Source organism: Streptomyces sp. SID14478 (assembly GCF_010548525.1).
In the GTDB taxonomy this organism is placed as follows: domain Bacteria; phylum Actinomycetota; class Actinomycetes; order Streptomycetales; family Streptomycetaceae; genus Streptomyces.
In genome coordinates this window covers 1-22,851 of the sequence record NZ_JAAGMG010000283.1, presented here as the reverse complement: position 1 = coordinate 22,851, position 22,851 = coordinate 1, and the positions used below count along the sequence as shown (strand labels likewise).

Annotated in this window: 24 protein-coding genes and 1 pseudogene; 8 read left to right on the top strand and 17 right to left on the bottom strand. The window is 70.2% G+C overall.

The genetic code is table 11. The features are described 5' to 3' along the window. From G3I40_RS09835 to G3I40_RS09825, 3 genes are all read right to left on the bottom strand, one after another. A partial coding sequence (locus G3I40_RS09835) for a polyamine aminopropyltransferase (RefSeq protein WP_164301777.1) occupies positions 1-1,286 on the bottom strand: 1,286 nt, incomplete at its 3' end. A gap of 131 nt (positions 1,287-1,417) precedes the next feature. Further along, positions 1,418-1,942: a DUF2617 family protein gene (locus G3I40_RS09830; protein WP_164301774.1), complete on the bottom strand. Its 525-nt coding sequence runs from the start codon at positions 1,940-1,942 to the stop codon at positions 1,418-1,420. 346 nt (positions 1,943-2,288) lie between these two features. Continuing rightward, on the bottom strand, positions 2,289-2,630 hold the full coding sequence (locus G3I40_RS09825) for a hypothetical protein (RefSeq protein ID WP_164301773.1): 342 nt from the start codon (positions 2,628-2,630) through the stop codon (positions 2,289-2,291). A gap of 134 nt (positions 2,631-2,764) precedes the next feature. Between G3I40_RS09825 and G3I40_RS09820 the strand changes: the two genes are divergently transcribed. Next, positions 2,765-3,958 (top strand): pyridoxal phosphate-dependent aminotransferase, encoded by a 1,194-nt coding sequence (locus G3I40_RS09820; RefSeq protein ID WP_164301772.1) that lies wholly within the window; start codon positions 2,765-2,767, stop codon positions 3,956-3,958. 102 nt (positions 3,959-4,060) lie between these two features. Continuing rightward, a complete protein-coding gene (locus G3I40_RS09815; RefSeq protein ID WP_343244875.1) occupies positions 4,061-5,248 on the top strand; it encodes a hypothetical protein in 1,188 nt (395 codons plus the stop codon). Positions 5,249-5,270: 22 nt separating this feature from the next. On the opposite strand, the gene G3I40_RS09810 is transcribed toward G3I40_RS09815, so the two are convergent. Continuing rightward, positions 5,271-5,816, bottom strand: a complete 546-nt coding sequence (locus tag G3I40_RS09810) for a YbjN domain-containing protein (RefSeq protein ID WP_164301771.1) — start codon at positions 5,814-5,816, stop codon at positions 5,271-5,273. Between the two features lie 91 nt (positions 5,817-5,907). Beyond that, positions 5,908-8,532, bottom strand: coding sequence for an ATP-dependent chaperone ClpB (gene clpB / locus G3I40_RS09805; protein WP_164301770.1), 2,625 nt, complete (start codon positions 8,530-8,532; stop codon positions 5,908-5,910). Between the two features lie 105 nt (positions 8,533-8,637). Between clpB and G3I40_RS09800 the strand changes: the two genes are divergently transcribed. After that, complete coding sequence (locus G3I40_RS09800) at positions 8,638-9,057, top strand: TIGR03618 family F420-dependent PPOX class oxidoreductase (RefSeq protein ID WP_164301769.1); 420 nt, start codon at positions 8,638-8,640, stop codon at positions 9,055-9,057. A gap of 123 nt (positions 9,058-9,180) precedes the next feature. Here the strand turns inward: G3I40_RS09800 and G3I40_RS09795 are convergent, their stop codons facing one another. Together G3I40_RS09795 and G3I40_RS46430 are read right to left on the bottom strand one after the other, a co-directional pair. After that, entirely contained in the window at positions 9,181-9,525 is a 345-nt protein-coding gene (locus G3I40_RS09795) for a hypothetical protein (protein ID WP_164301768.1), read from the bottom strand. After that, on the bottom strand, positions 9,522-9,959 hold the full coding sequence (locus G3I40_RS46430) for a hypothetical protein (protein WP_203643741.1): 438 nt from the start codon (positions 9,957-9,959) through the stop codon (positions 9,522-9,524). Before G3I40_RS46430 ends, G3I40_RS09795 begins: the two co-directional genes overlap by 4 nt. A gap of 131 nt (positions 9,960-10,090) precedes the next feature. Here G3I40_RS46430 and G3I40_RS09785 point away from each other — a divergent pair, with 131 nt between their 5' ends. Further along, positions 10,091-11,116, top strand: a complete 1,026-nt coding sequence (locus G3I40_RS09785) for a helix-turn-helix transcriptional regulator (protein WP_203643740.1) — start codon at positions 10,091-10,093, stop codon at positions 11,114-11,116. Then, positions 11,113-12,090: a helix-turn-helix transcriptional regulator gene (locus G3I40_RS09780; RefSeq protein WP_164301766.1), complete on the top strand. Its 978-nt coding sequence runs from the start codon at positions 11,113-11,115 to the stop codon at positions 12,088-12,090. The genes G3I40_RS09785 and G3I40_RS09780 overlap by 4 nt, the downstream gene beginning before the upstream one ends. A 57-nt stretch (positions 12,091-12,147) precedes the next feature. Here the strand turns inward: G3I40_RS09780 and G3I40_RS09775 are convergent, their stop codons facing one another. From G3I40_RS09775 to G3I40_RS09760, 4 genes and pseudogenes are all read right to left on the bottom strand, one after another. Then, positions 12,148-13,269, bottom strand: a complete 1,122-nt coding sequence (locus G3I40_RS09775; protein WP_239091641.1) for a substrate-binding domain-containing protein — start codon at positions 13,267-13,269, stop codon at positions 12,148-12,150. A 195-nt stretch (positions 13,270-13,464) separates the two neighbouring features. Then, the gene (locus tag G3I40_RS09770; protein WP_164301765.1) at positions 13,465-13,836 is read right to left on the bottom strand and encodes a nuclear transport factor 2 family protein; all 372 of its coding nucleotides are present in this window, start codon (positions 13,834-13,836) and stop codon (positions 13,465-13,467) included. A 246-nt stretch (positions 13,837-14,082) separates the two neighbouring features. Beyond that, positions 14,083-14,430, bottom strand: a pseudogene (locus G3I40_RS09765) (helix-turn-helix domain-containing protein); the annotation flags it as partial. 195 nt (positions 14,431-14,625) lie between these two features. Further along, positions 14,626-15,093: an ATP-binding protein gene (locus G3I40_RS09760; protein ID WP_164301764.1), complete on the bottom strand. Its 468-nt coding sequence runs from the start codon at positions 15,091-15,093 to the stop codon at positions 14,626-14,628. A 140-nt stretch (positions 15,094-15,233) separates the two neighbouring features. On the opposite strand from G3I40_RS09760, the gene G3I40_RS09755 reads away from it, so the two are divergent. Further along, positions 15,234-16,082: a helix-turn-helix transcriptional regulator gene (locus G3I40_RS09755; protein WP_164301763.1), complete on the top strand. Its 849-nt coding sequence runs from the start codon at positions 15,234-15,236 to the stop codon at positions 16,080-16,082. After that, positions 16,079-16,369: a DUF397 domain-containing protein gene (locus G3I40_RS09750; protein WP_164301762.1), complete on the top strand. Its 291-nt coding sequence runs from the start codon at positions 16,079-16,081 to the stop codon at positions 16,367-16,369. The genes G3I40_RS09755 and G3I40_RS09750 overlap by 4 nt, the downstream gene beginning before the upstream one ends. Here G3I40_RS09750 and G3I40_RS09745 read toward each other — a convergent pair. After that, positions 16,336-17,196, bottom strand: coding sequence for a helix-turn-helix transcriptional regulator (locus G3I40_RS09745; RefSeq protein WP_164301761.1), 861 nt, complete (start codon positions 17,194-17,196; stop codon positions 16,336-16,338). The two genes, G3I40_RS09750 and G3I40_RS09745, sit on opposite strands and share 34 nt — an antisense overlap. Positions 17,197-17,335: 139 nt before the next feature. On the opposite strand from G3I40_RS09745, the gene G3I40_RS09740 reads away from it, so the two are divergent. Then, positions 17,336-18,115: an NAD(P)H-dependent oxidoreductase gene (locus tag G3I40_RS09740; RefSeq protein ID WP_164301760.1), complete on the top strand. Its 780-nt coding sequence runs from the start codon at positions 17,336-17,338 to the stop codon at positions 18,113-18,115. Between the two features lie 75 nt (positions 18,116-18,190). On the opposite strand, the gene G3I40_RS09735 is transcribed toward G3I40_RS09740, so the two are convergent. The 5 genes from G3I40_RS09735 to G3I40_RS09715 form a co-directional block, all read right to left on the bottom strand. Next, the gene (locus G3I40_RS09735) at positions 18,191-18,640 is read right to left on the bottom strand and encodes a helix-turn-helix domain-containing protein (protein WP_164301759.1); all 450 of its coding nucleotides are present in this window, start codon (positions 18,638-18,640) and stop codon (positions 18,191-18,193) included. 5 nt (positions 18,641-18,645) lie between these two features. Further along, complete coding sequence (gene dnaJ, locus G3I40_RS09730) at positions 18,646-19,830, bottom strand: molecular chaperone DnaJ (RefSeq protein ID WP_164301758.1); 1,185 nt, start codon at positions 19,828-19,830, stop codon at positions 18,646-18,648. A gap of 48 nt (positions 19,831-19,878) precedes the next feature. Next, a complete protein-coding gene (grpE, locus tag G3I40_RS09725) occupies positions 19,879-20,577 on the bottom strand; it encodes a nucleotide exchange factor GrpE (RefSeq protein ID WP_164301757.1) in 699 nt (232 codons plus the stop codon). Beyond that, positions 20,574-22,442 (bottom strand): molecular chaperone DnaK, encoded by a 1,869-nt coding sequence (dnaK, locus tag G3I40_RS09720; RefSeq protein ID WP_164301756.1) that lies wholly within the window; start codon positions 22,440-22,442, stop codon positions 20,574-20,576. The genes grpE and dnaK overlap by 4 nt, the downstream gene beginning before the upstream one ends. A gap of 188 nt (positions 22,443-22,630) precedes the next feature. Continuing rightward, the coding region (locus tag G3I40_RS09715) for a hypothetical protein (RefSeq protein WP_164301755.1) at positions 22,631-22,851 on the bottom strand (221 nt) is incomplete at its 5' end.

The window sequence follows — 22,851 nt, the reverse complement described above, 5'->3', positions numbered from 1 at the left end:
CCGTGCACGACCACCCGCCCGGCCGGGCTCAGCACCCGCCCCACGAGCCCGTAGAACTCCTGCGAGTACAGCTTCGTACTGTCCGTCAGGCCGGGGTCCGGAAGATCGCAGATCACCACGTCGTAGGGGAGGTCCCCGGGTGCGGCCCGGAGCCGGCCGAACACGTCCCCGGTCGACACCCGCACCCGCGGATCGCTCAACGCCCGCCCGTTCAGCGCGCTGAGCGCCGGGTCGGTCCGGGCGAGCCGCACGACGCCGGGGTCGCTGTCCACGACGTCGACCCGGCGCACCCCGGGGTGCCGCAGCACCTCCCGCGCCGCCAGTCCGTCCCCGCCGCCGAGCACGAGGACCCGGGCGTGCGGCCCCCGCATCGCCGGGTCGACGAGCGTCGCGTAGTACGCCCGCGCGTCCCGCCCGCTCACCCGTAACCGCCCGTCGAGGTACAGGCCGAGGGGGCCGCTCCTGCCGCCGGTCAGCACGACCTCCTGCACCGCGGTCTGCTCGGCGACCCGGACGTGCGCCCCGAACATGGCGTGCCGCGCCGCCCGTTCGAAGTCGTCGACGAGGACCCAGGCGGTGGCGAGCAGGCTCAGCACCACGACGTTGGCGACGAGCAGCAGCCAGCGGCCCCGGGCGCTCAGGTCGCGCCGGAAGAGGCCGAGCACGAGCGCGCCCCCGGCCACCGCGTTGACGGCGCCGGTCAGCAGTGCGCCCGTCAGCTGGCCGAGCAGCGGCAGGAGCACGAAGGGAAAGGCGAGGCCGCCCACCAGTGCGCCCACGTAGTCCGCGGCGAACAGGTCGGCCACCGCGCCGCCCGGGTCCTGCCGCCGGATGCGCTGTATGAGGACCATGAGGAGCGGCACCTCGGCGCCGATCAGCACGCCGATGCCGAGCGAGATGCCGACGAGGACCCAGCGCGGTCCTTCGCTCCATGCGCCGCCCCAGCCGCCGGTCCACGCGAACACCGCGTACAGGGCCATCGCGCTGCACCCGCCGACGAGCGCGAGCCCGGCCTCGACCAGGCCGAACCCGGCGGCGGCCCGGCAGCGCAGCCGCTTGGCGGCGAGCGAGCCGAGGCCCATCGCGAAGACCATGACGGACAGCACGACGGAGGCCTGGGTGACCGAGTCGCCCATCAAGTACGACGCGAGGGCGACGAGTTCGAGCTCGTACACGAGACCGCAGGCCGCGCAGACGAACACGCAGACGAGCACGAGGAACCGCCCCGTGCCCGGTGTCACCGGGATCGGGGCCCTGCCCTGACCGCCCAGGGGCGGCCGGGACATGCCGGGGCCCGAGGGAGCGGCGGGCACGTGCGGTTCGATCACGCCTGGAACGCTACGTCACCGTTCGACTCCGTCCGGTCACCCACACGTGTGGAACCTGGGCCGGGTGCGCATACCCGGCCGGTCACCGCTCACAGCGCGGCGACGGCCGGTGCCCGCACGCCCACCCGGGTGCGCGTGGCGACGAGTTGACCGTCCTGGGGGTAGGCGTGCCAGGTGCGCCACTGCACCTGGCCCTCGCTGCGCTGGGCTAGCATCGCCGTGAAGGCGTGCGGGCTGCCCGGGAAGACGCCGGCGAGGCCGTTCGGGTGGTCGGCGACCAGGGCCAGCAATTCCTGGGCCCGGCCCGCGAATTGACCGGGCGTCAAATGTTCGACGCGGGCCGCGAATTCGTACTCCCAGTCGCCGACGCGCTTGGCGACGCCGAGCGGCAGCGGGGTGCTGCTGCCCGGGATGCAGGCGACGGTCTCCGAGCAGGTGCCGTGCTCCTCCTCCAGAAGTACCTGGTGGGAGGCGCCCAGGAGGCGCAACTGGAGCGTGGCACCCGCAAGTTCGAGGTCGAGGGTGGCGAGAGCGGGGAGCGGCTCGCGGCCCAGTGTCCAGGCCAGGTCGGCCGCACTCGTGTCGGTGTAGGCGGTGTTCAGGGTCGTGAGCATGGGTCGGCTCCGCTAGCACGCAAAGGAGGTGAGGCCGGCTACGTCGTAGGGACCGGCTCCTGCCCACGCGAAACGCGATGAGTACGCAGGTACCACGCTGTACGAGGGCGGCTTTGACGGTTAAAAGGGAATCATGGGCGGTGGCGCCGTCACAGCGTTTTTACCCAACTTCGGAGGGTTTCCATCCCCCCGAGGGCTGCACAGCTCAACTGTTCAACTGTCGCGGCCGCCCTTTCGCGCCCGGCGCACAACCTGCGGGTGTCGAGCAGAACGCACGTGCGGCCCACATGGACCGACTGCCCCGTGTCAGTCGTCTCCATGCGGGCCGCTCGCCCCGGGTGCGGCGTCAGCTGCCGCCGCCGCACCCGCCCCCGCCACCACCGCACGACGAACCGCCGCCGCACGAGGAGCTTCCGCCGCACGAGGACCCGCCTCCGCAGGACGAGTGGTGGCCGCCCCCGTCGTTGCCGGACGAGCACGCGGCGCCGGCGCCGCCGGCCACCCCGCCGCCCCCGGCCCACCAGCTGTCACTGCTGCGGCTGCTGCCCCGCGAAGGCCGGGAGCGCTTGTTGAGTGACGTACGAGAAGAGCGTGCGGTGCGCGAGCGGTGCCGGGCACCGGCATGGGCCGTTGCGATGACGACGACCCCGACCAGGGCCACGAAGACCACGACGATGGCTGCTTCCATCTGCGGGCCCTCCTTCCTCTTCCCCCGAATCCCCCGAGGGGCGCCCCCTGCGGGCGTGTCAGGGGGATGCCCGTGCCCGTACGCGGTCAAAGCAGAGTTGAGGAACTCCAGAGGTTCGGCGCAGGATGGCCGCCATGACCGCCACGCCTGCCAGCCCGCGCCCCCTGCTCAACCGCCGACTCGCCGAGTTCGGCACGACGATCTTCGCGGAGATGTCCGCGCTCGCGGTGCGGACCGGAGCGATCAACCTGGGGCAGGGCTTCCCGGACACCGACGGGCCCGAGGCGGTGCGCGAGGCGGCGGTGCGCGCCCTGCGCGACGGCCGCGGCAACCAGTACCCGCCGGGCCCCGGCGTCCCCGAGCTGCGCACCGCGATCGCCGCGCACCAGGAGCGCCGCTACGGCACGGCCCTCGACCCGGACCGCGAGGTCCTGGTGACGGCGGGCGCGACCGAGGCCATCGCCGCCTCGCTGCTCGCGCTGGTGGAGCCCGGCGACGAGGTCGTCGCGTTCGAGCCGTACTACGACTCCTACGCGGCCTGCATCGCGATGGCGGGCGGCACGCGCGTCCCCGTGACCCTGCGCCCCCACGAGGGCAGCTTCCGCCTCGACCTCGACGAGCTGCGCGCCGCGATCACCCCCCGCACCCGCCTCCTGCTGATCAACACCCCGCACAACCCGACCGGCACGGTCCTGACCCGTGCCGAGCTGACGGCGATCGCCGAGCTGGCGGTGGAGCGGGACCTGCTCGTCGTCACCGACGAGGTCTACGAGCACCTCACCTACGGCGACGCCGTGCACGTGCCGCTGGCCACGCTGCCCGGGATGCGCGAGCGGACGGTGACCATCGGTTCGGCGGGCAAGACGTTCTCGTTCACCGGCTGGAAGGTCGGCTGGGTGACCGCGTCGCCGGAGCTCGTGGGCGCCGTCCGCTCGGCGAAGCAGTTCCTCACCTACGTCTCCTCCGGTCCCTTCCAGTACGCGGTCGCCGAGGCGCTCGCGCTGCCCGACGCGTACTTCGAGGGCTTCCGCGCCGACATGACGGCCAAGCGCGATCTGCTCGCGGCGGGTCTGACGGACGCGGGCTTCGAGGTCTTCCGCCCGCAGGGGACGTACTTCATCACGACCGACATCCGCCCGCTCGGCTTCGACGACGGCTTCGCGTTCTGCCGGGCGCTGCCCGAGCGGTGCGGCGTCGTCGCGGTCCCGAACGCGGTCTTCTACGACGACCGGGAGGCCGGGGCGCCCTTCGTGCGGTTCGCGTTCTGCAAGAAGGACGACGTCCTGGCGCAGGCGGTGGAGCGCCTGAAGGGCGTCGCGGCGGCCTGAGGCCGAGCAGGGCGCCGGGCCGGGAAGGCACCCGCCGGCCCACGGCCCCCGTCTGGCCGCGCCCCGCTCGCGCCCCCGGCAGGGACATCGCAGGGTTCGGATGTGACCGAGCCGAGCACCGCTGTTCTTGACGCCCCCTCAGCCACCGCCGAACCCCGGGTCCTGCCGCGCAGGACGGCGTCCGGGGCGGCCCGTGCGCTCGGCTTGTTCGCGGCCGCCCGGCTCACCGGAATGCTCGCGGTCGCGGTCGCGGCGTACGCGAGCGGCCAGCGGCCCCTCGCCCTGCTCGGCCGCTCCTGGGACTCCCTGTGGTACCTCGGCATCGCCGCGCACGGCTACGGCCGCACCCTGCACTTCGAGCCCGGCGTCGTCCACAGCGACCTCGCCTTCTTCCCGCTGTACCCGGCGCTGATCCGCGCCCTGCACCTGGTGCTGCCGCTGTCCACCGGCGTCTGCGCCCTGCTGATCGCCTGGGCCGCGGCGCTCGCCGCCGCCCTCGGCATCTACCGGATCGGCGAGTTCCTGCACAGCCGCACGGTCGCGACGCTGCTGGTCGTCCTGTGGGGGTTGCTCCCGCATTCGGTGGTTCTGTCCATGGCGTACACGGAGCCGGTGCTCACGGCGTTCGCCGTCTGGTCGCTGTACGCGGTGCTGCACGGGAACTGGCTGTGGGCGGGCTCGCTGGCCGCCCTCGCCGGCCTCTCCCGGCCGAACGGATTCGCCGTCGCCGCCGCGATCCTGTCCACAGCCGCCTACGAGCTGGTCCGGCGCCGCGGCCGCGTTCCCCACAGGCTGTGGACAGGCGCGCTGCTCGCGCCCGCGGGCTGGGTCGCGTACGTCCTGTGGGTGGGGTGGCGCCGGCACGACCTGGCCGGCGGGTACTTCGCGGTGCAGCGCGCCTGGGGCTCCACGTTCGACTTCGGGATCGGTTCGGCCCGTTTCGCGAAGAAGATGATGCTGGACGGGGACCGCTTCGTGTTCCCGATGACGCTGGTGATCGTGGCCGTGGCGGTCCTGCTCTACGCGCTCCTGCTCCTGGACCGCGCCCCGCTCCCGCTGCTCGTCCACAGCGGCGTCCTGCTGCTCATCACCGTCGGTGGCTCCGGCTTCTTCGAGTCCAAGCCGCGCTTCCTGCTGCCCGCGTTCCCCCTGCTGCTGCCGCTGGCCTGTGCCCTGGCCAGAACGGCGAAAGCCCGGCCTGCGCACGCCCTCCTGGTGGTGGGCGTACTGGCCGGGCTCTCGGTGACGTACGGGACGTATCTGATCGTCTACGCCCACACGCCGCTGTAGGGGGTCCCGCGGCGGCGCGGACTCACTCGGCGGCGTCGTCGCCGGGCTTCTGGTCGCCCTCGGCCGAGTCGACGTCGGTCTCCAGGCCGAGCTGCTCCACGAGCCAGCGGTCGAACTCGATCGCGGCGCGCACCCAGCTGACGGTCGACGACACGAAGTGCTCCAGGGAGACACCGGTGCCGATCAGCATCTGGGCCTCACCGATGAGGCGGACCGTGCCGTCGTCGTGGGTGTGGCTGTAGACCTTGGGCCACAGGGTGCGCCGGTTCCAGTCGTCGATGGACTCCAGGAGCTGCGGCTTGATCTCGATGTCGTGCGGCCGGTCGTAGAACGTCCGCACCGAGAAGACCTGCTGGTCCCCCTCGCCGCGGAACATGAAGTACGTACGGAACTCCTCCCACGGCGCGGCGAGGTCGCCCTCGTCGTCCAGGACGTACTTGAGTTCCATCTGCTCCAGGAGCTGCTTCACCAGGTCCTGGTCGGGGATGACGGGGCCTGCCGGTCCCGCTCCCTGCTGCGGTTCGGGCTGTCCCCCGAAATTGGGAATCGAGGACGGGTCGATGCTCACGTGCGTGGTCCCTTCGTACGGATTCCGCCATCCTCCCCCACGAGGGGGCCCCGAGGGCAAGCCCGGTACCCCCTCTGCCTCGTTTCCGCCGCTACAGGGTCTTGGCGGCCGGCGCGGGGCCGACGATCAGCCCCTCCCCGAAGGTGTCGACGCGGACCGTGTCACCATCCTTGACCTCGCCGGACAGGATTTCCTTGGCGAGCCGGTCGCCGATGGCCGTCTGGACCAGACGGCGCAGCGGGCGGGCTCCGTAGGCCGGATCGTTGCCCTCGTCGGCGAGCCAGGCGAGCGCGGCGTCGCTGACGTCGAGCGTGAGGCGCCGCTCGGCGAGGCGCTTGCCCAGCCGGTCGAGCTGCAGGCGGGCGATGCGGGCCAGCTCGTCCTTCTGCAGGGCGGAGAAGACCACCAGGTCGTCGAGCCGGTTGAGGAACTCCGGCTTGAAGGAGGCCCGGACGACCTCCAGGACCTGCTGCTTCTTCTCCTCCTCGGACGTCAGCGGCTCTACGAGGAACTGGGAGCCCAGGTTCGAGGTGAGGACGAGGATGGTGTTGCGGAAGTCGACCGTCCGGCCCTGGCCGTCGGTGAGCCGGCCGTCGTCGAGCACCTGGAGCAGGATGTCGAAGACCTCGGGGTGCGCCTTCTCGACCTCGTCGAGCAGGACGACGCTGTACGGGCGACGGCGCACCGCCTCCGTGAGCTGACCGCCCTCCTCGTAGCCGACGTAGCCGGGAGGAGCGCCGACGAGACGCGACACGGAGTGCTTCTCCCCGTACTCGCTCATGTCGATGCGGATCATCGCCCGCTCGTCGTCGAAGAGGAAGTCGGCGAGGGCCTTGGCCAGTTCGGTCTTGCCGACGCCGGTCGGGCCGAGGAAGAGGAAGGAGCCGGTGGGCCGGTCGGGGTCGGCGATGCCCGCGCGGGTGCGGCGGACGGCGTCGGAGACGGCACGGACGGCCTCGGACTGGCCGATGAGGCGCTTGCCGAGCTCCTCCTCCATGCGCAGCAGCTTCTGCGTCTCGCCTTCGAGGAGGCGCCCGGCGGGGATGCCGGTCCAGGCCGCCACCACGTCGGCGATGTCGTCGGGCCCGACCTCCTCCTTCACCATGGTGTCCTTGGCGCCGGAGCCGGAGGCGGACGAGGTCAGCGCCTCTTCTGCCTCGGAGGCCTCCTCCAAGTCCCTTTCCAGGGCGGGGATCTCGCCGTAGAGCAGCTTGCTGGCGGTGTCGAAGTCGCCGTCGCGCTGGGCCCGCTCGGCGGTGCCGCGCAGCTCGTCGAGCTTCTCCTTCAGTTCACCGACGCGGTTGAGGGACTGCTTCTCCTTCTCCCAGCGGGCGGTGAGGCCCCGCAGCTCCTCCTCCTTGTCGGCGAGATCGCGCCGCAGCTTCTCCAGGCGCTGCCGGCTGGCGGGATCGGTCTCCTTGCCGATCGCCATCTCCTCCATCTTCAGGCGGTCGACGGCGCGCTGGAGTTCGTCGATCTCGACGGGCGAGGAGTCGATCTCCATGCGCAGCCGGGAGGCCGCCTCGTCGACGAGGTCGATCGCCTTGTCGGGCAGGAACCGGGAGGTGATGTAGCGGTCGGACAGGGCGGCCGCGGCGACGAGCGCGCTGTCCGCGATCTGCACCTTGTGGTGGGCCTCGTACCGGCCCTTGAGCCCGCGCAGGATCGCGATCGAGTCCTCGACGCTCGGCTCGGCGACGAGCACCTGCTGGAAGCGGCGCTCCAGGGCGGGGTCCTTCTCGATCCGCTCGCGGTACTCGTCGAGCGTGGTCGCACCCACCATGCGCAGCTCACCGCGGGCGAGCATGGGCTTGAGCATGTTGCCCGCGTCCATGGCGGAGTCGCCGCCCGCCCCCGCGCCCACGACGGTGTGCAGCTCGTCGATGAACGTGATGACCTGCCCGTCGCTCTCCTTGATCTCGGAGAGCACGGTCTTGAGCCGCTCCTCGAACTCACCGCGGTACTTCGCACCTGCGACCATCGCACCGAGGTCGAGGGAGACGAGCCGCTTGTCCTTCAGCGACTCCGGCACGTCCCCCTTCACGATGCGCTGGGCGAGCCCTTCGACGACGGCGGTCTTGCCGACGCCGGGCTCGCCGATGAGCACGGGGTTGTTCTTGGTGCGGCGGCTCAGCACCTGCACCACGCGCCGGATCTCCTGGTCACGCCCGATGACGGGGTCCAGCCTGCCCTCGCGCGCGGCGGCGGTGAAGTCGGTCCCGAACTTTTCCAGGGCCTTGTAGGACCCCTCGGGGTCGGGTGTGCTCACCCGGCGCCCTCCCCTGCTCTTCTCGAAGGCCTCGGCCAGCTTCTTCGCGCTGGCCCCATTGTCGGTCAGCACCTCACCGGCGGCGCCGCCCTTGGCGGCGACACCGATCAGCAGATGCTCGGTGGAGAGGTACTCGTCGCCCAGTTCCTTGGCGCGCTCGGCGGCGTCGGCGATGACGGCGAGCATCTCGCGGCTCGGCTGCGGCGGCGCCACGGTCGACCCGGTGACGCTGGGCAGGGAGCCCAGGGCCCGCTCGGCGCCGGCCCGCACCTGCGCCTGATCGGCGTCGACGGCGGCCAGCAGGTCGGTGATGTTCTCGTTGTCCTGCCCCTCCAGCAGGGCGAGCAGCAGATGTGCCGGCGTGAGATCCGGGTGCCCCCCGGACACGGCCCGGCTACTGGCCGCGTTGATCGCGTCGCGGCTCCGGTTCGTCAGCTCGGCGTCCACGTGCCTGTCTCCTTCTCTCTCCTACGTCACCGACAGATCTGCCTTATCCAGCGTACATAAAGTTGAGTCTATTCCACTCAAGGTACGGAGGATAGATTCCTGCCCATGGCCAAGCGGATCGACCTGGACGCCCCCGGCACCGCCTTCCTCAGCTTCTGGCGGGAACGGCACCTGTGCACCCTGACGACGCTGCGCCCGGACGGCACCCCGCACGTCGTCCCGGTCGGCGTGACGTACGACGCCGGGGAACGGGTGGCGCGCATCATCACGAGCGGGTCCACGCGGAAGGTCGCCCACGTCCTCCAGGGGCGCACCCCGGCGCGGGTCGCCGTCTGCCAGGTCGACGGGCGGCGCTGGTCGACCCTGGAGGGCACGGCCGTGGTCCGCACGGAACCGGAGCGCGTCGCGGACGCCGAGCGCCGCTACGCCGAGCGCTACAGCCGCGCCCCGCGTCCGAACCCGGACCGGGTGGTCATCGAGATCGCGGTGCTGCGGGGCACGGGCAACGCCGTCTTCGACGAGTAGCCCGGCACGGCGCCGGTACACGGACCGGGACACAAAACTGCAGCGGCGCCACCGTGTTCAGGTTCACGGTGACGCCGCTGCGGGGGGAAGCACCTGCGCGATGTACTACGACGGGGGATCGCGTCAGGCACTGCGGGGGGTGGCGGAGGTGGTATCTGTCTGCGAGGCCTCGGGCCCCGCGTCGCCGAACAGCTGGTGATCGCGCTGGTCGAGATTGACGAAGATCATCCCGTACCGGACGACGGTGCGCACGGGCTGGGGGGCGCCGCGCGGCCGCCGCAGACACCGGTAGGCCCGGATGTCGTCCTCGTCGTCCCGTACGACGATGATCGGCTCCCCGAACAGGGTGACCATGAGCGAGTCACCGGGACTCGGGATCGCCGTCACGAGGTCGATCTGATGCCAGCCGGCGCGATAGGCGATCGCCATTTCGCGACGGAGGGTTCTGTCGTCGGGTGGGGTGATCATGCTGCTGCTTCCGTCTTGACGCACCAGCAGAGGTCCGCTGGAGCGACCCCTCCCCAATGCAGATCCGGCGGGGCCACGGCCTGGGTGGCGTTCACGGTCCCGGCAGCCGGCGAACTACCCCAGTACAGGTCGGCATTCACGGCCCCGGCAGCCGGCGAACCGCCCCAGTGCAGGTCGGCGTTCACGATCTCGGCAGCCGGCGAACTGCCCCAGTGCAGGTCGGCGTTCACGGCCCCGGCAGCCGGCGAACTGCCCCAGTGCAGGTCGGCATTCACGGCCTTGGCAGCCGGCGAACTACCCCAGTGCAGGTCGGCATTCACGGTCTCGGCGGCCGGCGAACTACCCCAGTGCAGGTCGAGGGTGCTGACCGCTCCGCAGGTGATCCCGACGGAGAAGGCAACAGCAAGTGCCGACCGAAGCATCTTCTTACGCATAGCGGGCCTCGTCCTCACTTCCAATGGCTACTCTCCCCCGGCACTCATGACGATGGCTCATTCGGTCACGCAAAAACCACAGGGGAGATGCATCATGTTCCTGCACGTTCAGGACCCTGGGGGGTGGAGGAATGACGCTAGAAGACCCAATTCGGACACATCCTCATTCGGTGTCTGAACTGTGTGACGAGGGGAGCCGTCTTTACGCCAGCGCGCTGAAGTCCGGACGCATCGCTCGGGACGAGGCCGCGACGGCCCCGTGCCTCATGGACTTCGCTCTTCTCCACCCGGATCCGGACGACGCCGACTGGCTCCGCCCCGTTCCTCCCACGGCTGCGCTGACTCAGCGCCTCCAGCCGCTCGAGCGGGAGATCCTGGACCGCCGGGCTCTCGCAGTCGAACTGACCGAAGCCTTTGAGCCATTCATGGCCATCAGCGCGCAGGGACGGACGGCAGCTCATTCGATCACTGTTCTGGAGGGTTTCAGCCGAATCAACGCGGCGATCGAACTAGCCACGTCGGAGTGCCGGACCGAGATCCTCACGGTCCAGCCCGGGGGCGGGCGCAGCGAGTACGCCCTGACCGAGGCCATGAAGCTCAGCCAGGGTGTCCTCGAACGAGGAATCACCATGCGCACGCTCTACCAACACACAGCACGTCACAGTCAAGGCACTCTGGCGTACGCCCAAGTCATGACACAAGGCAACGTCGAGATTCGCACTCTGGAAGAACTGATAGAGCGGTTGATGATCTTCGATCGCACGGTCGCCTTCATCCCCGCGTCCGACGACCAGAAGACGGGGCACCAGGTAGCCCTGGAACTACGGCACCCCGGCGTCGTCGGCTATCTCGCGAAGGTCTTCGAGCAGCTGTGGCAACGTGCGGTTCCCATACTCGAGGGCTCCGCCCCCTACTCCCCACCTGCCGGAGGCATCACCGGGGTCCAGCGGTCCATCGCCAAGTTGCTGATAGAAGGGCTCGTGGACGAGGCGATAGCCCGCCGGCTCGGAATGAACGTACGCACGTGCCGAGCTCACATCGCCAAGATCGCCGCGACGCTGGGCAGTGGCAGCCGCGCTCAACTCGGCTACCTGATAGCGCGGTCGGGACTTCTGGAGCAGGAATCGGGGATGCCCAGTGGAGAGAGTCACCCATGACCGCTGAGTATCACGACCACGGGGCCGCAGAACTGTGCGAAACGGGCCTGAGCCTGTACTCCCGCGCGCTGCGCGAAGGACGCGTCACGGTCGAAGAGGCCGAGGAAGCCCCGTGCCTGGAGGCGTTCGGGCTTCTCAGACGGGACGCGGATACCCCGGCCTCGATGCACCCCGTGCCGCCGGCCGTGGCTCTGCCCGGACTCCTGCAGGCGGTCGAGGAGGACATCACCCTCAAGCGCCGCCACGGGGAGAAGCTGGCCGCCTCGTTCGCCCCTCTGATCGCCCAGGACGCGCAGCGCGCCGCCGTCCCCGACGCCCCGATGATCAGCGTTCTGCTCGGCATCCACAGGATCAACGACGCCATCCAGGAAGCCGCGGAGGCCTCGACCGAGGAACTCCTGACGATCCAGCCCGGCGGCCCCCGGCCTCCGGAGATGCTCGCCTCGAACCGCCCGCGAGAGCAGCAACTCCTCGCCCGAGGCGGCCGTATGAGAACCCTGTACCAGCACCCCGCCCGGCACTACCCGACGGTGCTCGCCCACTTCGAGCAGCTCAGTGGCGACGTCCAGGTACGCACCCTCGACGAGGTCACAGAACGCCTCATCATGTTGGACCGTACCGTCGCCTTCATCCCGGCCAGTTCCGACCGGACGGCAGCCCTGGAGATCCGTCACCCGGCGCTGATCTCCTATCTGGCGACCACGTTCGAGCGGCTCTGGCGGCTGGCCACGCCCTTGTTCCCGTACGCGGCGGCGGAGGAAACCGCCGTCGGCCCGGTGTCCGCCCGGCAGCGCACCATCGCGACCCTGCTCATCGAGGGCCACACCGACGCCGTCATCGCCGAACGCCTCGGCATGAACATCCGCACGGTCCGCGTCCACATCGCCAAGCTCGCGGCGACGCTCGGCAGCGAGAGCAGGGCCCAACTCGGCTATTTCATAGGGCAGTCGGGAATTCTGGCGCAGGAGCAGTGACGGGGCCGAGCGGCCCCTGGCCGATTTCCCCCTGCGGCCAGGGCTCGCCCATGCCCGCTACTTCAACCCCGCCTCCGCGCAAGCCGCCGCGTACTTCGCCGTGCAGATCTGCTTCACCGTGAAGATCCCGTCCTTCACCACGGTCTGCTTGATGTTCTCGCGCGTGAGGGCCACCACGCTGACGCTCGCCGTGCGGATCTGCTTCGTCGTCGGGCTGTCGGTGCGGTCCATGGCCAGCGCCTCGAACTCGATGGTGCGGCCCTGTGCGACGCGGACCGCCATCTCGGCGACCGTCTCGGCCTCCTCGGGGTACGGCTTGTACACGCTCATGTACTGATCACCCGTCAGAATGCGCTGGACGGCGGAGAGTTCCGCGTCCTGGCCGGTGATCGGGGGCATCTTGGTGACGCCCGCCTTCTTGAGGGCGGCGACCACGGCGCCCGCCATGCCGTCGTTCGCCGAGTACACGCCCGCGATGTGGGACGCGCCGAGCGAGGAGATGGCCCGTTCCATGTTCGCCTCGGCGTTCTGGGGCTTCCAGGCCGCGGTGTCGTACGACTTCGCGATCGTCACGGAGTCGGCCAGTTCGGCGCGGGCGCTCTCCTTGAACTGGGCCGCGTTCGGGTCGGTCGGCGAGCCGTTGATCATGACGACCTTGCTGCTCTTGACCGCCTTGTCGCCGAGGGCCTCGACGAGCGCCTTGCCCTGGGTCTGGCCGACGAGCCCGTTGTCGAAACCGACGTACGCGTCGACCGGGCCCTGCGCGAGACGGTCGTAGGCGATGACGTGGATGCCCGCGTCCTTGGCCTTCTGCACGGAGGGGGCGATCAGCTTCGCGTCGACGGGGTCGACGATCAGCGTGTCCACCTTCTCGTCGATCATCTTCGCGAGCTGGCGGTCCTGCAGTGCGGCGTCCTGGCCGGCATTGGCGTAGACGACACTGCCGCGGCCCTCGGTGAGCTTCGCCACCTGCTTCTTGATGATGGGGTAGTCGAACTTCTCGTAGCGTGCCGCTTCCTTCTCCGGAAGCAGCAGCCCGATCTTGACATCGTTGCCTTTGCGCGTGGGCTCACTGCTGCCGCTGTCCCCGCCGGGCAGCACACCACCGCAGGCCGAGAGCGAGACCACCAGGACGGATGCGGTGCCGGCCAATGCGGCACATCGCATTCGCGTGTTCATTACGGATACCTCCCTGACGTGGCCGCGACGGTGCGACCGAGGTGGCTCGAAGCCAACTCGGCCGCCCAAGCAGCGTCAAGAGGTGAAGCAACACCGCAACGAAACCGCATCCGTTACTTCCCCACATGAAGCCAGATACGGCGAATACCGGACATCCGTACTCGTCAGTATTCGACGCATGGCGACAGGGGCATGTCAGGCGCCGGCCGGTACCCGGTCGAGGAACCCGTGCACGGCCCTGATCCGGCCGTCGTCGGCGAGCTCGATCACATCGAAGCCCGCGACGGGCGCGGATCCGTCCGCCTGCGACACCAGCTCCCAGCCGAACCGGGCGATCCCGTGGTGCCCGTCGACCGCCCCGAGCGGCCGGAAGAAGAACCCGGGGAACTGCTCGTGCGCGGCCCCGATGACGGCCGCGACGCCGTCGTGCCCGGCGACGTCGGCCAGCGGGTCGGTGTACGTGCCGTCCTCGGTCCAGGCGGCGGCGACGGCCTTGGCCCGCGCGTCGGCGTCCGTCGCGTTCCAGGCCTCGAAGTAGCGGGCGGCGGCACTCTCGTGTGCGGTCATGGTGATCGGCCTCCGTGAATCCGGTACGTGTACGTGGACCCGGAGCCCGAGCGGAGTGCGCCGCCCGGGATCCGGTGACCTCAGAGTGCCGGGACGGCGCCGGGGGGTCGATTACGTGCCGGGTAATGCGGACCCGGGCGCACGCAGAGGCCGCGTACTCACGTGAGCCGGACCGACGCCGGAGCGGCGTCGCTCGACCCTCGGCAACCACGGCGGCGGCCGGCGTGCGGCGGGTGGGTCCGGGGCGGCTCCCGGCTGGTTGCACGAGACCGTCCGCGTACGGACCCGCCCGTCGGGGGTGCGCCGCCGCTCCCGCCGCAGGTATCCGTGCGTCTCCAGCTCGCGCATTGCGGCGGCGATCCGCGTGACGCCCTCCGGGAAACGGGCGGCGAGGGTGCGCACGTCGGCGCGGGCTCCGGCCGGGAGCGACTGGATGTACACGGCGAGACCGATCGCCAGCCCGGAGAGTTCCCGGTGCTGGGCGAGGTGGTTGCCGACGACCGTGAAGCGGGTGCGGTGGCGCACGTTCTCGTGAACGATGCCGCCAACGCCGGACTCGGCGCCCGCGGGCGCGCTATGGTGCTGGGTATCCATCGGGAAGCCCTACTTCCTCGGTGGGCAGGCCCTCGCACTGGGATTGGCGTCCCTGCGAGGGCCGTCGCATGTCTGGTGTTGGTGGGCGTGAGCGTAGACGGCACAACGGGCCTGTGCGCAAGCCGAGTTGGCGGCCTTCACCCGTCCGAGTGGCAGCGGGAGGAGGGGTGGGGATTGGTCCGGTTCCTTTCACCTCTAGGCCGTTCCTTTGGTGTTGCCGCCCGCCTCACCGGCGTCCGGTTTTCCGTACCCCGGTAGGTCGAACTCGGCCCAGACCGTCTTGCGGGGAGCCGGCCCGGCCGTGACGCCCCAACAGTCCGCGAGCGCCTCCACGAGGACCAACCCGCGCCCCGACTCCCCCTCCCCTGCGCCGAGTTCAGGGAGCAGGTCCCCCCGGGCATCGGCGACCTCGATCCGCAGGGCGTCCCCGGCGACGTACGCACTGAGCCGGAAGTCGCGGCCGGGCAGCCGCGCGTGCGTGACCGCGTTCGCGGCGAGCTCGGCGATGACGTGCGCCGCCGCGTCCTGTACGTGGACGAGTCCCCAGGCGCGCAGTTGCTCAAGGGAGAGCAGACGGGCGAGGCGTGCGCCCCGGGGCGTGGACGACAGCTGGACATTGAAGTGGCGTGTGGTGCGCGGGAGTTCAGCGGTTTCGTGGTTCACGTCACCCAGCGTGTCCGGTTCCTTCTACGCTCACCCGCGACACGGCCGTCACGTACGGCGACTGTCCAGGTTTTGTCCAGGGCTGTACAGGCTGTCCAGCAGTACATACGGGTACGGCCGTTGACTGGAGGTGTGGGCCGATGACCGAGGCGACAGACAGTGACGGCTGGGAGATCGAACCGGGCGACGAGGAAGGCGCCGCCGTCATGGCGCTGATCGGGCGCCAGTTGCGGGCCTGGCGCGAGACATCCGGACTCCGGGCGTCCGAACTCGCCGCCGCGATGGGCTACGGGGAGGGCATCGTCTACAAGGTCGAGAGCGGCACGCGGATTCCCCGCCCCGAGTTCCTAGACAAGGCGGACGAGGTCCTGAACGCGGGTGGGCGCCTCAGCGGCATGAAGGAGGATGCCGTGACGTTGCGGTATCCGAAGAAGGTGCGGGATCTCGCGGAGACGGAGGCGAAGGCCGTCGAGCTGACGGCGTACTGGACCCACAAACTGCCAGGCCTGCTCCAGACCCCGGAGTACGCGCAAGCGCTCTTCTCCATGCGCCGCCCGGCCCTGTCGTCGGACCAGATCGAACGTGCTTTGGCCGCACGTTCGGCCCGTAAGTCGATCTTCCGGCGCGATCCGGCACCCGACCTCTGTTTCATTCAGGAGGAGGCCACGCTACGGCGGCCTATCGGAGGCAAGATGGTGCTGCGGGGCCTGCTCGAACATCTCCTGGAAATCGGCCAGTTGAGCACCGTGGACATTCAGGTGATGCCGACGGACCGCGAGGAACACGCCGGAATGGACGGGGACATGCAGGTGCTGAAGTTCAGGGACGGAACAGCGCTCGGGCGCTGCGACGGCCTCTACGCCGGGCGGCCCGTCTCCGACCCCAAACAGCTCCGCGTCATCGAACTACGGTGTGGGATCATCCGGGCTCAGGCTCTCTCGCCAGGGGAGTCGCTGGCCTTCATCGAGCAAGTGCTGGGAGAACTATGAACCGCGAGACCGTCGCCGGTGATCCGACCGAACCGGCCTGGTTCAAGAGCAGCTACAGCAGTGGCGGCGACGAACCCGACTGCGTAGAGGTAGCCGTGGCCTGGTTCAAGAGCAGCTACAGCGACGGCGGTAGTGAGCCCGACTGCGTAGAGATCGCCCACACCCCCGGCACCGTCCACATCCGCGACTCCAAGAACACCCGGGCCCCCCACCTCACGGTGAGCGGAGCGACCTGGGTCGGGTTTCTTGCCGGTCAGCCCTGGGACTCGGTCAGGTCGCTCGCGTAGGGCCGCTCCGCGCCGCCGGCGGGGTCCGTGTCCAGGCCCGTGAGCAGGCGCAGGCCGTCCTCGGTGGGGCTGCCGGGGGCGGCGGAGAGCACCAGGAGCTCCATGCCCGACTCGTCCGGCAGGGAGAAGTTCTCCTGGTGCAGTTCGAGGAGTCCGACCAGCGGGTGCCGGTACGCCTTGCGTCCGTGGGTGCGGGCGCGCACGTCCGCGCGGGCCCACAGGCGGCGGAAGCGTTCGCTGCCCATCGACAGTTCGCCGATGAGGGACGTCAGCCGGGGGTCGTCGGGGTACTTTCCTGCGGCCAGGCGCAGGTGCCCGACCACGTCGAGGGTGCAGGACTCCCACTCCGCGTAGAGGCCGCGCTCGGCCTCCTCCAGGAAGATGTGCCGGGCGATGTTCAGGCCCGGCAGCGGGCGGCCGAAGAGGAGGCCGGCCAGGCGGTTCCCGGCGAGCACGTCCAGGCGGTGGTCCATGATCAGCGCGGGTGCGTCGGTGACCAGGTCCAGGACGCGCAGCAGTTCGGGGCGGACCCGGCCGCCCGGCGTCCTGGTCCGGCGGCGGCGCTGTCGCGCGAGCCGGTCGAGGTGTTCGCGCTCCGTCCCGTCGAGGCCGAGGACGCGGGCGAGCGCGTCGAGGACCTGCTCGGACGGCTGGGTCGCGCGGCCCTGCTCCAGGCGCACGTAGTAGTCGACGCTGACCCCCGACAGGTGCGCGACCTCTTCGCGGCGCAGCCCTTCGACCCGGCGGCGGCTGTCGGTGGGGATGCCGACGGCCGCCGGGTCGACCCGGGAACGCCGGGTCCGCAAGAAGCTCGCGAGATCGTCCATGCGCCCAAGTATGGCCGCGTACGCGGCGGTGAGGGTGGCCCTGCCGATACCAGGAAGTCCCGTCCGACGGAACGTCCGCCCCTGAACACGGGGCGCCGCGAGGCCCAGGATCGAAGCAATCCGATCCGAAGGAGTTCCCATGAAGACGCTGATCGTCCACGCCCACCCGGAGCCCGAGTCGCTCAACGGTTCGCTGAAGGACCTCGCGGTCACCACCCTGGAGGCGGCCGGGCACGAGGTGCGGGTGAGTGATCTGTACGCCATGAACTGGAAGGCGGTCGTGGACGCCGCCGACTACGGTCCGAGCGCCTCGCGGCCGCTGAAGGTCCCGCTGGACTCGGGCCGGGCCTTCGAGGCCGGGACGCTCACCCCGGACGTCCTCGCCGAACAGGAGAAACTGTTGTGGGCGGACACGATCGTCTTCCAGTTCCCGCTGTGGTGGTACTCGATGCCCGCGATCCTCAAGGGCTGGGTGGACCGGGTGTTCACGTACCGCTTCGCGTACGGCGTCGGCGAGCACAGCGAGACCAAGTACGGCGAGCGCTTCGGCGAAGGCACCCTCGCGGGCAGGCGGGCGCTGCTGTCGGTGACCGTGGGCGGCCCGGAGGCGCACTACGCGGAGCGCGGCATCAACGGCCCCATCGACGACCTGCTGTTCCCGATCCAGCACGGCGCCCTGTACTACCCGGGCATCGACGTGCTGCCGCCGTTCGTGACCTACGGCGCGGACCGGTTGGGCGAGGAGGACTACGCGGACGTCGCCAAGGCCTGGGAGCAGCGCCTGCTCACCCTGGAGTCGACCGAGCCGATCCCCTTCCGGCGGCAGAACTTCGGTGACTACGAGATCCCCTCGCTGCACCTCAAGGAGGGCCTGGAGCCCGCGGGCCGCTCGGGGTTCGCACTGCACGTGCGCGGCTGACGCACGGCGAAGGGGCCCGGAGTTCGTGGCGAACTCCGGGCCCCTTGGGCGCTGTGTGCGAGGGGTGCGGCGACGTCAGTCCTTCGCCCGCTTGGGGCGCCAGACCACGAGCGCGCTCGTGTGCTGGACCTCCTGGTACGGGACCAGGTCACGGCGGTACGAGGCGTGCACCGCCGCCTCCCGCTGCTGGATCGTGGCGGCCGCGCCCTCGACCGCGGCCGACAGTTCGGCGACGCGGGACTGGAGCGCGGCGACCTGGTTCTCCAGCTCGATGATGCGCTTGATGCCTGCCAGGTTGATGCCCTCGGCCTGCGACAACTGCTGGACGGTGCGCAGCAGTTCGATGTCACGGGCCGAGTAGCGACGGCCGCGCCCGGCCGTGCGGTCGGGCGAGACCAGGCCGAGGCGGTCGTACTGGCGCAGGGTCTGCGGATGGAGGCCGGAGAGCTGCGCCGCCACCGAAATGACGTACACCGGGGTCTCGTCGGTCAGTTCGTACGGATTGCTGCGACGCCGGCCGTCCATCTCACTCAAGCTCCCTTCGCGGCCTGGAACAGTTCTGCCCGCACATCGCTGTCCTCAGTCGCCTTGGCGAACGACTCGAGGGCGCTGCGGGCGTCCTCCGAAAGATCCTTGGGGACGGCCACCTCGACCGTCACCAGCAGGTCGCCCCGGGTGCCGTCCTTGCGGACGGCGCCCTTGCCGCGGGCCCGCATCGTCCGCCCGTTCGGCGTGCCCGGGGGCAGCTTCAGGGTGACGGCGGGACCGCCGAGGGTGGGCACCTTGACCTCGCCGCCGAGCGTCGCCTCGGCGAACGTGACGGGCACGGTCACCGTGAGGTTGTCGCCCTTGCGGCCGAAGACCGGGTGGGCGTCGACGTGGACGACGACGTACAAGTCGCCCGCGGGGCCGCCCCGTTCACCGGGTGCGCCCTTGCCGCGCAGGCGGATCCGCTGCCCGTCGGAGACTCCGGCGGGGATGCGGACCTGCATGGTGCGCGAGGACTTGGCCCGGCCACTGCCCTTGCAGACCTCGCAGGGCGTCTCCGCGATCAGGCCGCGGCCCTTGCAGTCCACACAGGGGTCGGTCAGGGAGAAGCCGCCACCGCCGCCCCGCGAGACCTGCCCGGTGCCGACGCAGGTCGGGCACACGCGCGGTGTGCCGTTCTTGTCGCCGGTGCCGGAGCACGCCTTGCAGGGCTGCTGGGAGGACATCCGCAGCGGGACCGTGGCCCCGTCCACCGCCTCGGTGAAGCTCAGCGTCACCTCGGACTCGATGTCCTGGCCGCGGCGCGGCTGGGTACGGGTGCCCGTGCCCGCGCCGCCCCGGTTGAACAGGCCGCCGAACACGTCCCCGATGCCGCCGCCGAAACCGCCCTGGCCGCCCTGGCCCGGGGCGCCGCCCCCGAAGAGGTCGCCCAGGTCGAAGTTGAACGTGCCGCCGCCGGCGCCGCCGGGTCCCTGACGGAACCCGCCGTTGCCGAACAGGGCGCGCGCCTCGTCGTACTCCTTGCGCTTCTTGGGGTCCCCGAGGACGTCGTTCGCCTCGGAGATCTCCTTGAAGCGCTCCTCCGCCTTCTCGTTGCCCTTGTTGGCGTCGGGGTGGTTCTCCCGCGCGAGCTTGCGGTACGCCTTCTTGATCTCGGCGTCGGTGGCGTCCTTGGGGACGCCGAGGACCTTGTAGTAGTCCTTCTCGATGAAGTCCTTGGTGCTCATCGGCCTCGACGTCCCTCCTCACTCGGATCAGCTGTTTCGCGTATGACGTCAGCCCTCTTCCGGGCCACCGCTGTCCTTCTCCGCGTCCTTCTCCGGAGCGTCGGCGGCACCCTCGGTCTTGCCCTGCGCGCCCGGCTGCGGCTCGGCCACCGCCACCCGCGCGGGGCGGATGGTGCGCTCGCCGATCCGGTAACCCGGCTGCAGGATCGCGACACAGGTCGTCTCGGTGACGTCCGGCGCGTACGAGTGCATCAGGGCCTCGTGCACCATCGGGTCGAAGGGCTCGCCCTCCTTGCCGAACTGCTGCAGGCCCAGCTTCGCCGAGACCGTCTCCAGCGACTCGGCCACCGACTTGAAGCCGCCGACGAGCTCGCCGTGCTCACGGGCACGGCCGACGTCGTCGAGGATCGGCAGCAGCTCGGTCAGGAGGTTCGCGACGGCGATCTCCTTGACCGTGACGCGGTCCCGCTCCACACGGCGGCGGTAGTTCTGGTACTCGGCCTGCAAGCGCTGGAGGTCGGCGGTGCGCTCGCCGAGGGCGGCGCGTGCCTGGTCCAGGGCCGCCGTCAGGCCGGCGTCACCCTCTGTCTGGGCGGAAGCTGAGTCCCCGGCCGGGGCCGCCCCCTCGCCCTTGTCGGGCGAGGGAGCGGTCTTCGGCTCGGCGGCAGCGTCAGCGGCGTCTGCCGGAGTGCCGGAGGGGACGTCAGGCTTCTCGCTCTCGCTGAAGCCCGGGGTCTCCTCCGTCACGCGGCACCGTCCTTGCGGTCCTCGTCGACGATCTCGGCGTCGACGACGTCCTCATCGGCGCCGTCCTTCGACATGTTCGGACCGTCGCCCTGCGGGGCGTCGCCCTCGGGACCGCCGGCGGCCTGCGCGCCCTGGGCGTCGGCGTACATGGCCTGGCCCAGCTTCTGCGAGACGGCGGCGACCTTCTCGGTGGCGGTGCGGATCTCGGCCGTGTCGTCGCCCTTGAGCTTTTCCTTCAGCTCGGTGACGGCTTCCTCGACCTCGGTCTTCACGTCGCCGGGGACCTTGTCCGCGTTGTCGGCGAGGAACTTCTCCGTCTGGTAGACGAGCTGCTCGCCCTGGTTGCGCGACTCGGCGGCCTCGCGGCGGGCGTGGTCCTCCTCCGCGTACTTCTCGGCCTCTTCGCGCATCCGGTTGACCTCGTCCTTCGGCAGCGAGGAGCCACCGGTGACGGTCATCTTCTGCTCCTTGCCCGTGCCGAGGTCCTTCGCGGTCACGTGCATGATGCCGTTGGCGTCGATGTCGAAGGCGACCTCGATCTGCGGGACACCGCGCGGGGCCGGCGGCAGACCGGTCAGCTCGAACATTCCGAGCTTCTTGTTGTACGCCGCGATCTCGCGCTCGCCCTGGTAGACCTGGATCTGCACGGACGGCTGGTTGTCCTCGGCCGTCGTGAAGATCTCGGAGCGCTTGGTCGGGATCGTGGTGTTGCGCTCGATGAGCTTCGTCATGATGCCGCCCTTGGTCTCGATACCAAGCGACAGCGGGGTCACGTCGAGGAGCAGGACGTCCTTGACCTCACCCTTGAGTACACCGGCCTGCAGGGCGGCGCCGATGGCGACGACCTCGTCCGGGTTCACGCCCTTGTTGGCCTCGTTGCCCGCGGTCAGTTCCTTGACCAGCTCGGCGACGGCCGGCATACGGGTCGAGCCACCGACGAGAACGACGTGGTCGATCTCGGAGAGCTGGATGCCCGCGTCCTTGATGACGTTGTGGAACGGCGTCTTGCAGCGCTCCAGCAGGTCGGACGTGAGCTGCTGGAACTGGGCGCGCGTGAGCTTCTCGTCCAGGTGCAGCGGGCCCTCGGCGGACGCCGTGATGTAGGGCAGGTTGATCGTGGTCTCCGTCGAGGACGAGAGCTCGATCTTGGCCTTCTCGGCGGCCTCGCGCAGACGCTGGAGCGCCATCTTGTCCTTGGCGAGGTCCACGCCGTGGCCGTTGTTGAACTGCTTGACCAGGTAGTCGACGACGCGCTGGTCCCAGTCGTCACCACCGAGGTGGTTGTCACCGTTGGTGGCCTTCACCTCGACGACGCCGTCGCCGATCTCCAGGAGGGACACGTCGAAGGTGCCGCCACCGAGGTCGAAGACGAGGATCGTCTGGTCGTCCTTGTCGAGGCCGTACGCCAGGGCGGCGGCCGTCGGCTCGTTCACGATGCGCAGGACGTTCAGGCCCGCGATCTCGCCGGCCTCCTTCGTCGCCTGGCGCTCCGAGTCGTTGAAGTACGCCGGGACGGTGATGACCGCGTCGGTCACCTTCTCGCCCAGGTAGGACTCCGCGTCGCGCTTCAGCTTCTGCAGGATGAAGGCGCTCATCTGCTGCGGGTTGAAGTCCTTGCCATCCAGGTTGACCTTCCAGTCAGTGCCCATGTGGCGCTTGACGGAGCGGATGGTCCGGTCCACGTTCGTGACCGCCTGGCGCTTGGCGACCTCGCCGACGAGCACCTCGCCGTTCTTGGCGAAGGCGACGACGGACGGCGTGGTCCTGGCGCCCTCGGCGTTGGTGATGACGGTGGGCTCGCCGCCTTCGAGAACGCTGACGACGGAGTTAGTCGTGCCCAGGTCGATGCCGACCGCACGTGCCATTTCAATTCCTCCAGCTGACTACTTGAGTGGATCTGACTCAAGACTGCAACACGTCCCCCCTCCGCGTCAACAGACCTGAGTCGGGCCCACTCAACTTTTATCCTGCGCTTATGGGCAGACTGCCGGGGAAATGGCGCTGACCAGCCACTTTACGCAGCTCCGAAGATCGTCCGGTACAGACGAAGGGCCTACTTCTCGCCCGCCAGGTAGGACATCACCGGCCTGGCCGGGGTCCTCGGGCGAGACTCCGGACGCCTCCGGAACGCCGGCACGGCACCGAACAGCGCTCCGCCGAGCGCACCCGCCCCGAGGTAGAGCGCGGGGCGCGGCGAGACGGGTTCCGCGGGCACGGCCGACCTGCGCGGCGCCTCCCGGGCCCCGACGACCTCGGCGAGGCGGACGGCGACGG

Excerpts from the sequence above, each read along its gene's own strand:
- G3I40_RS09820 (WP_164301772.1), top strand. The coding sequence starts at position 2,765 with ATGACCGCCACGCCTGCCAGCCCGCGCCCCCTGCTCAACCGCCGACTC.
- dnaK (WP_164301756.1), bottom strand. The coding sequence starts at position 22,442 with ATGGCACGTGCGGTCGGCATCGACCTGGGCACGACTAACTCCGTCGTC.
- G3I40_RS09740 (WP_164301760.1), top strand. The coding sequence starts at position 17,336 with ATGAAGACGCTGATCGTCCACGCCCACCCGGAGCCCGAGTCGCTCAAC.
- G3I40_RS09750 (WP_164301762.1), top strand. The coding sequence starts at position 16,079 with ATGAACCGCGAGACCGTCGCCGGTGATCCGACCGAACCGGCCTGGTTC.
- G3I40_RS46430 (WP_203643741.1), bottom strand. The coding sequence starts at position 9,959 with ATGCGTAAGAAGATGCTTCGGTCGGCACTTGCTGTTGCCTTCTCCGTC.
- G3I40_RS09780 (WP_164301766.1), top strand. The coding sequence starts at position 11,113 with ATGACCGCTGAGTATCACGACCACGGGGCCGCAGAACTGTGCGAAACG.
- G3I40_RS09775 (WP_239091641.1), bottom strand. The coding sequence starts at position 13,269 with ATGAACACGCGAATGCGATGTGCCGCATTGGCCGGCACCGCATCCGTC.
- G3I40_RS09795 (WP_164301768.1), bottom strand. The coding sequence starts at position 9,525 with ATGATCACCCCACCCGACGACAGAACCCTCCGTCGCGAAATGGCGATC.
- G3I40_RS09800 (WP_164301769.1), top strand. The coding sequence starts at position 8,638 with ATGGCCAAGCGGATCGACCTGGACGCCCCCGGCACCGCCTTCCTCAGC.
- G3I40_RS09745 (WP_164301761.1), bottom strand. The coding sequence starts at position 17,196 with ATGGACGATCTCGCGAGCTTCTTGCGGACCCGGCGTTCCCGGGTCGAC.
- G3I40_RS09770 (WP_164301765.1), bottom strand. The coding sequence starts at position 13,836 with ATGACCGCACACGAGAGTGCCGCCGCCCGCTACTTCGAGGCCTGGAAC.
- G3I40_RS09735 (WP_164301759.1), bottom strand. The coding sequence starts at position 18,640 with ATGGACGGCCGGCGTCGCAGCAATCCGTACGAACTGACCGACGAGACC.
- G3I40_RS09755 (WP_164301763.1), top strand. The coding sequence starts at position 15,234 with ATGACCGAGGCGACAGACAGTGACGGCTGGGAGATCGAACCGGGCGAC.
- dnaJ (WP_164301758.1), bottom strand. The coding sequence starts at position 19,830 with ATGAGCACCAAGGACTTCATCGAGAAGGACTACTACAAGGTCCTCGGC.
- G3I40_RS09830 (WP_164301774.1), bottom strand. The coding sequence starts at position 1,942 with ATGCTCACGACCCTGAACACCGCCTACACCGACACGAGTGCGGCCGAC.
- G3I40_RS09785 (WP_203643740.1), top strand. The coding sequence starts at position 10,091 with ATGACGCTAGAAGACCCAATTCGGACACATCCTCATTCGGTGTCTGAA.
- G3I40_RS09825 (WP_164301773.1), bottom strand. The coding sequence starts at position 2,630 with ATGGAAGCAGCCATCGTCGTGGTCTTCGTGGCCCTGGTCGGGGTCGTC.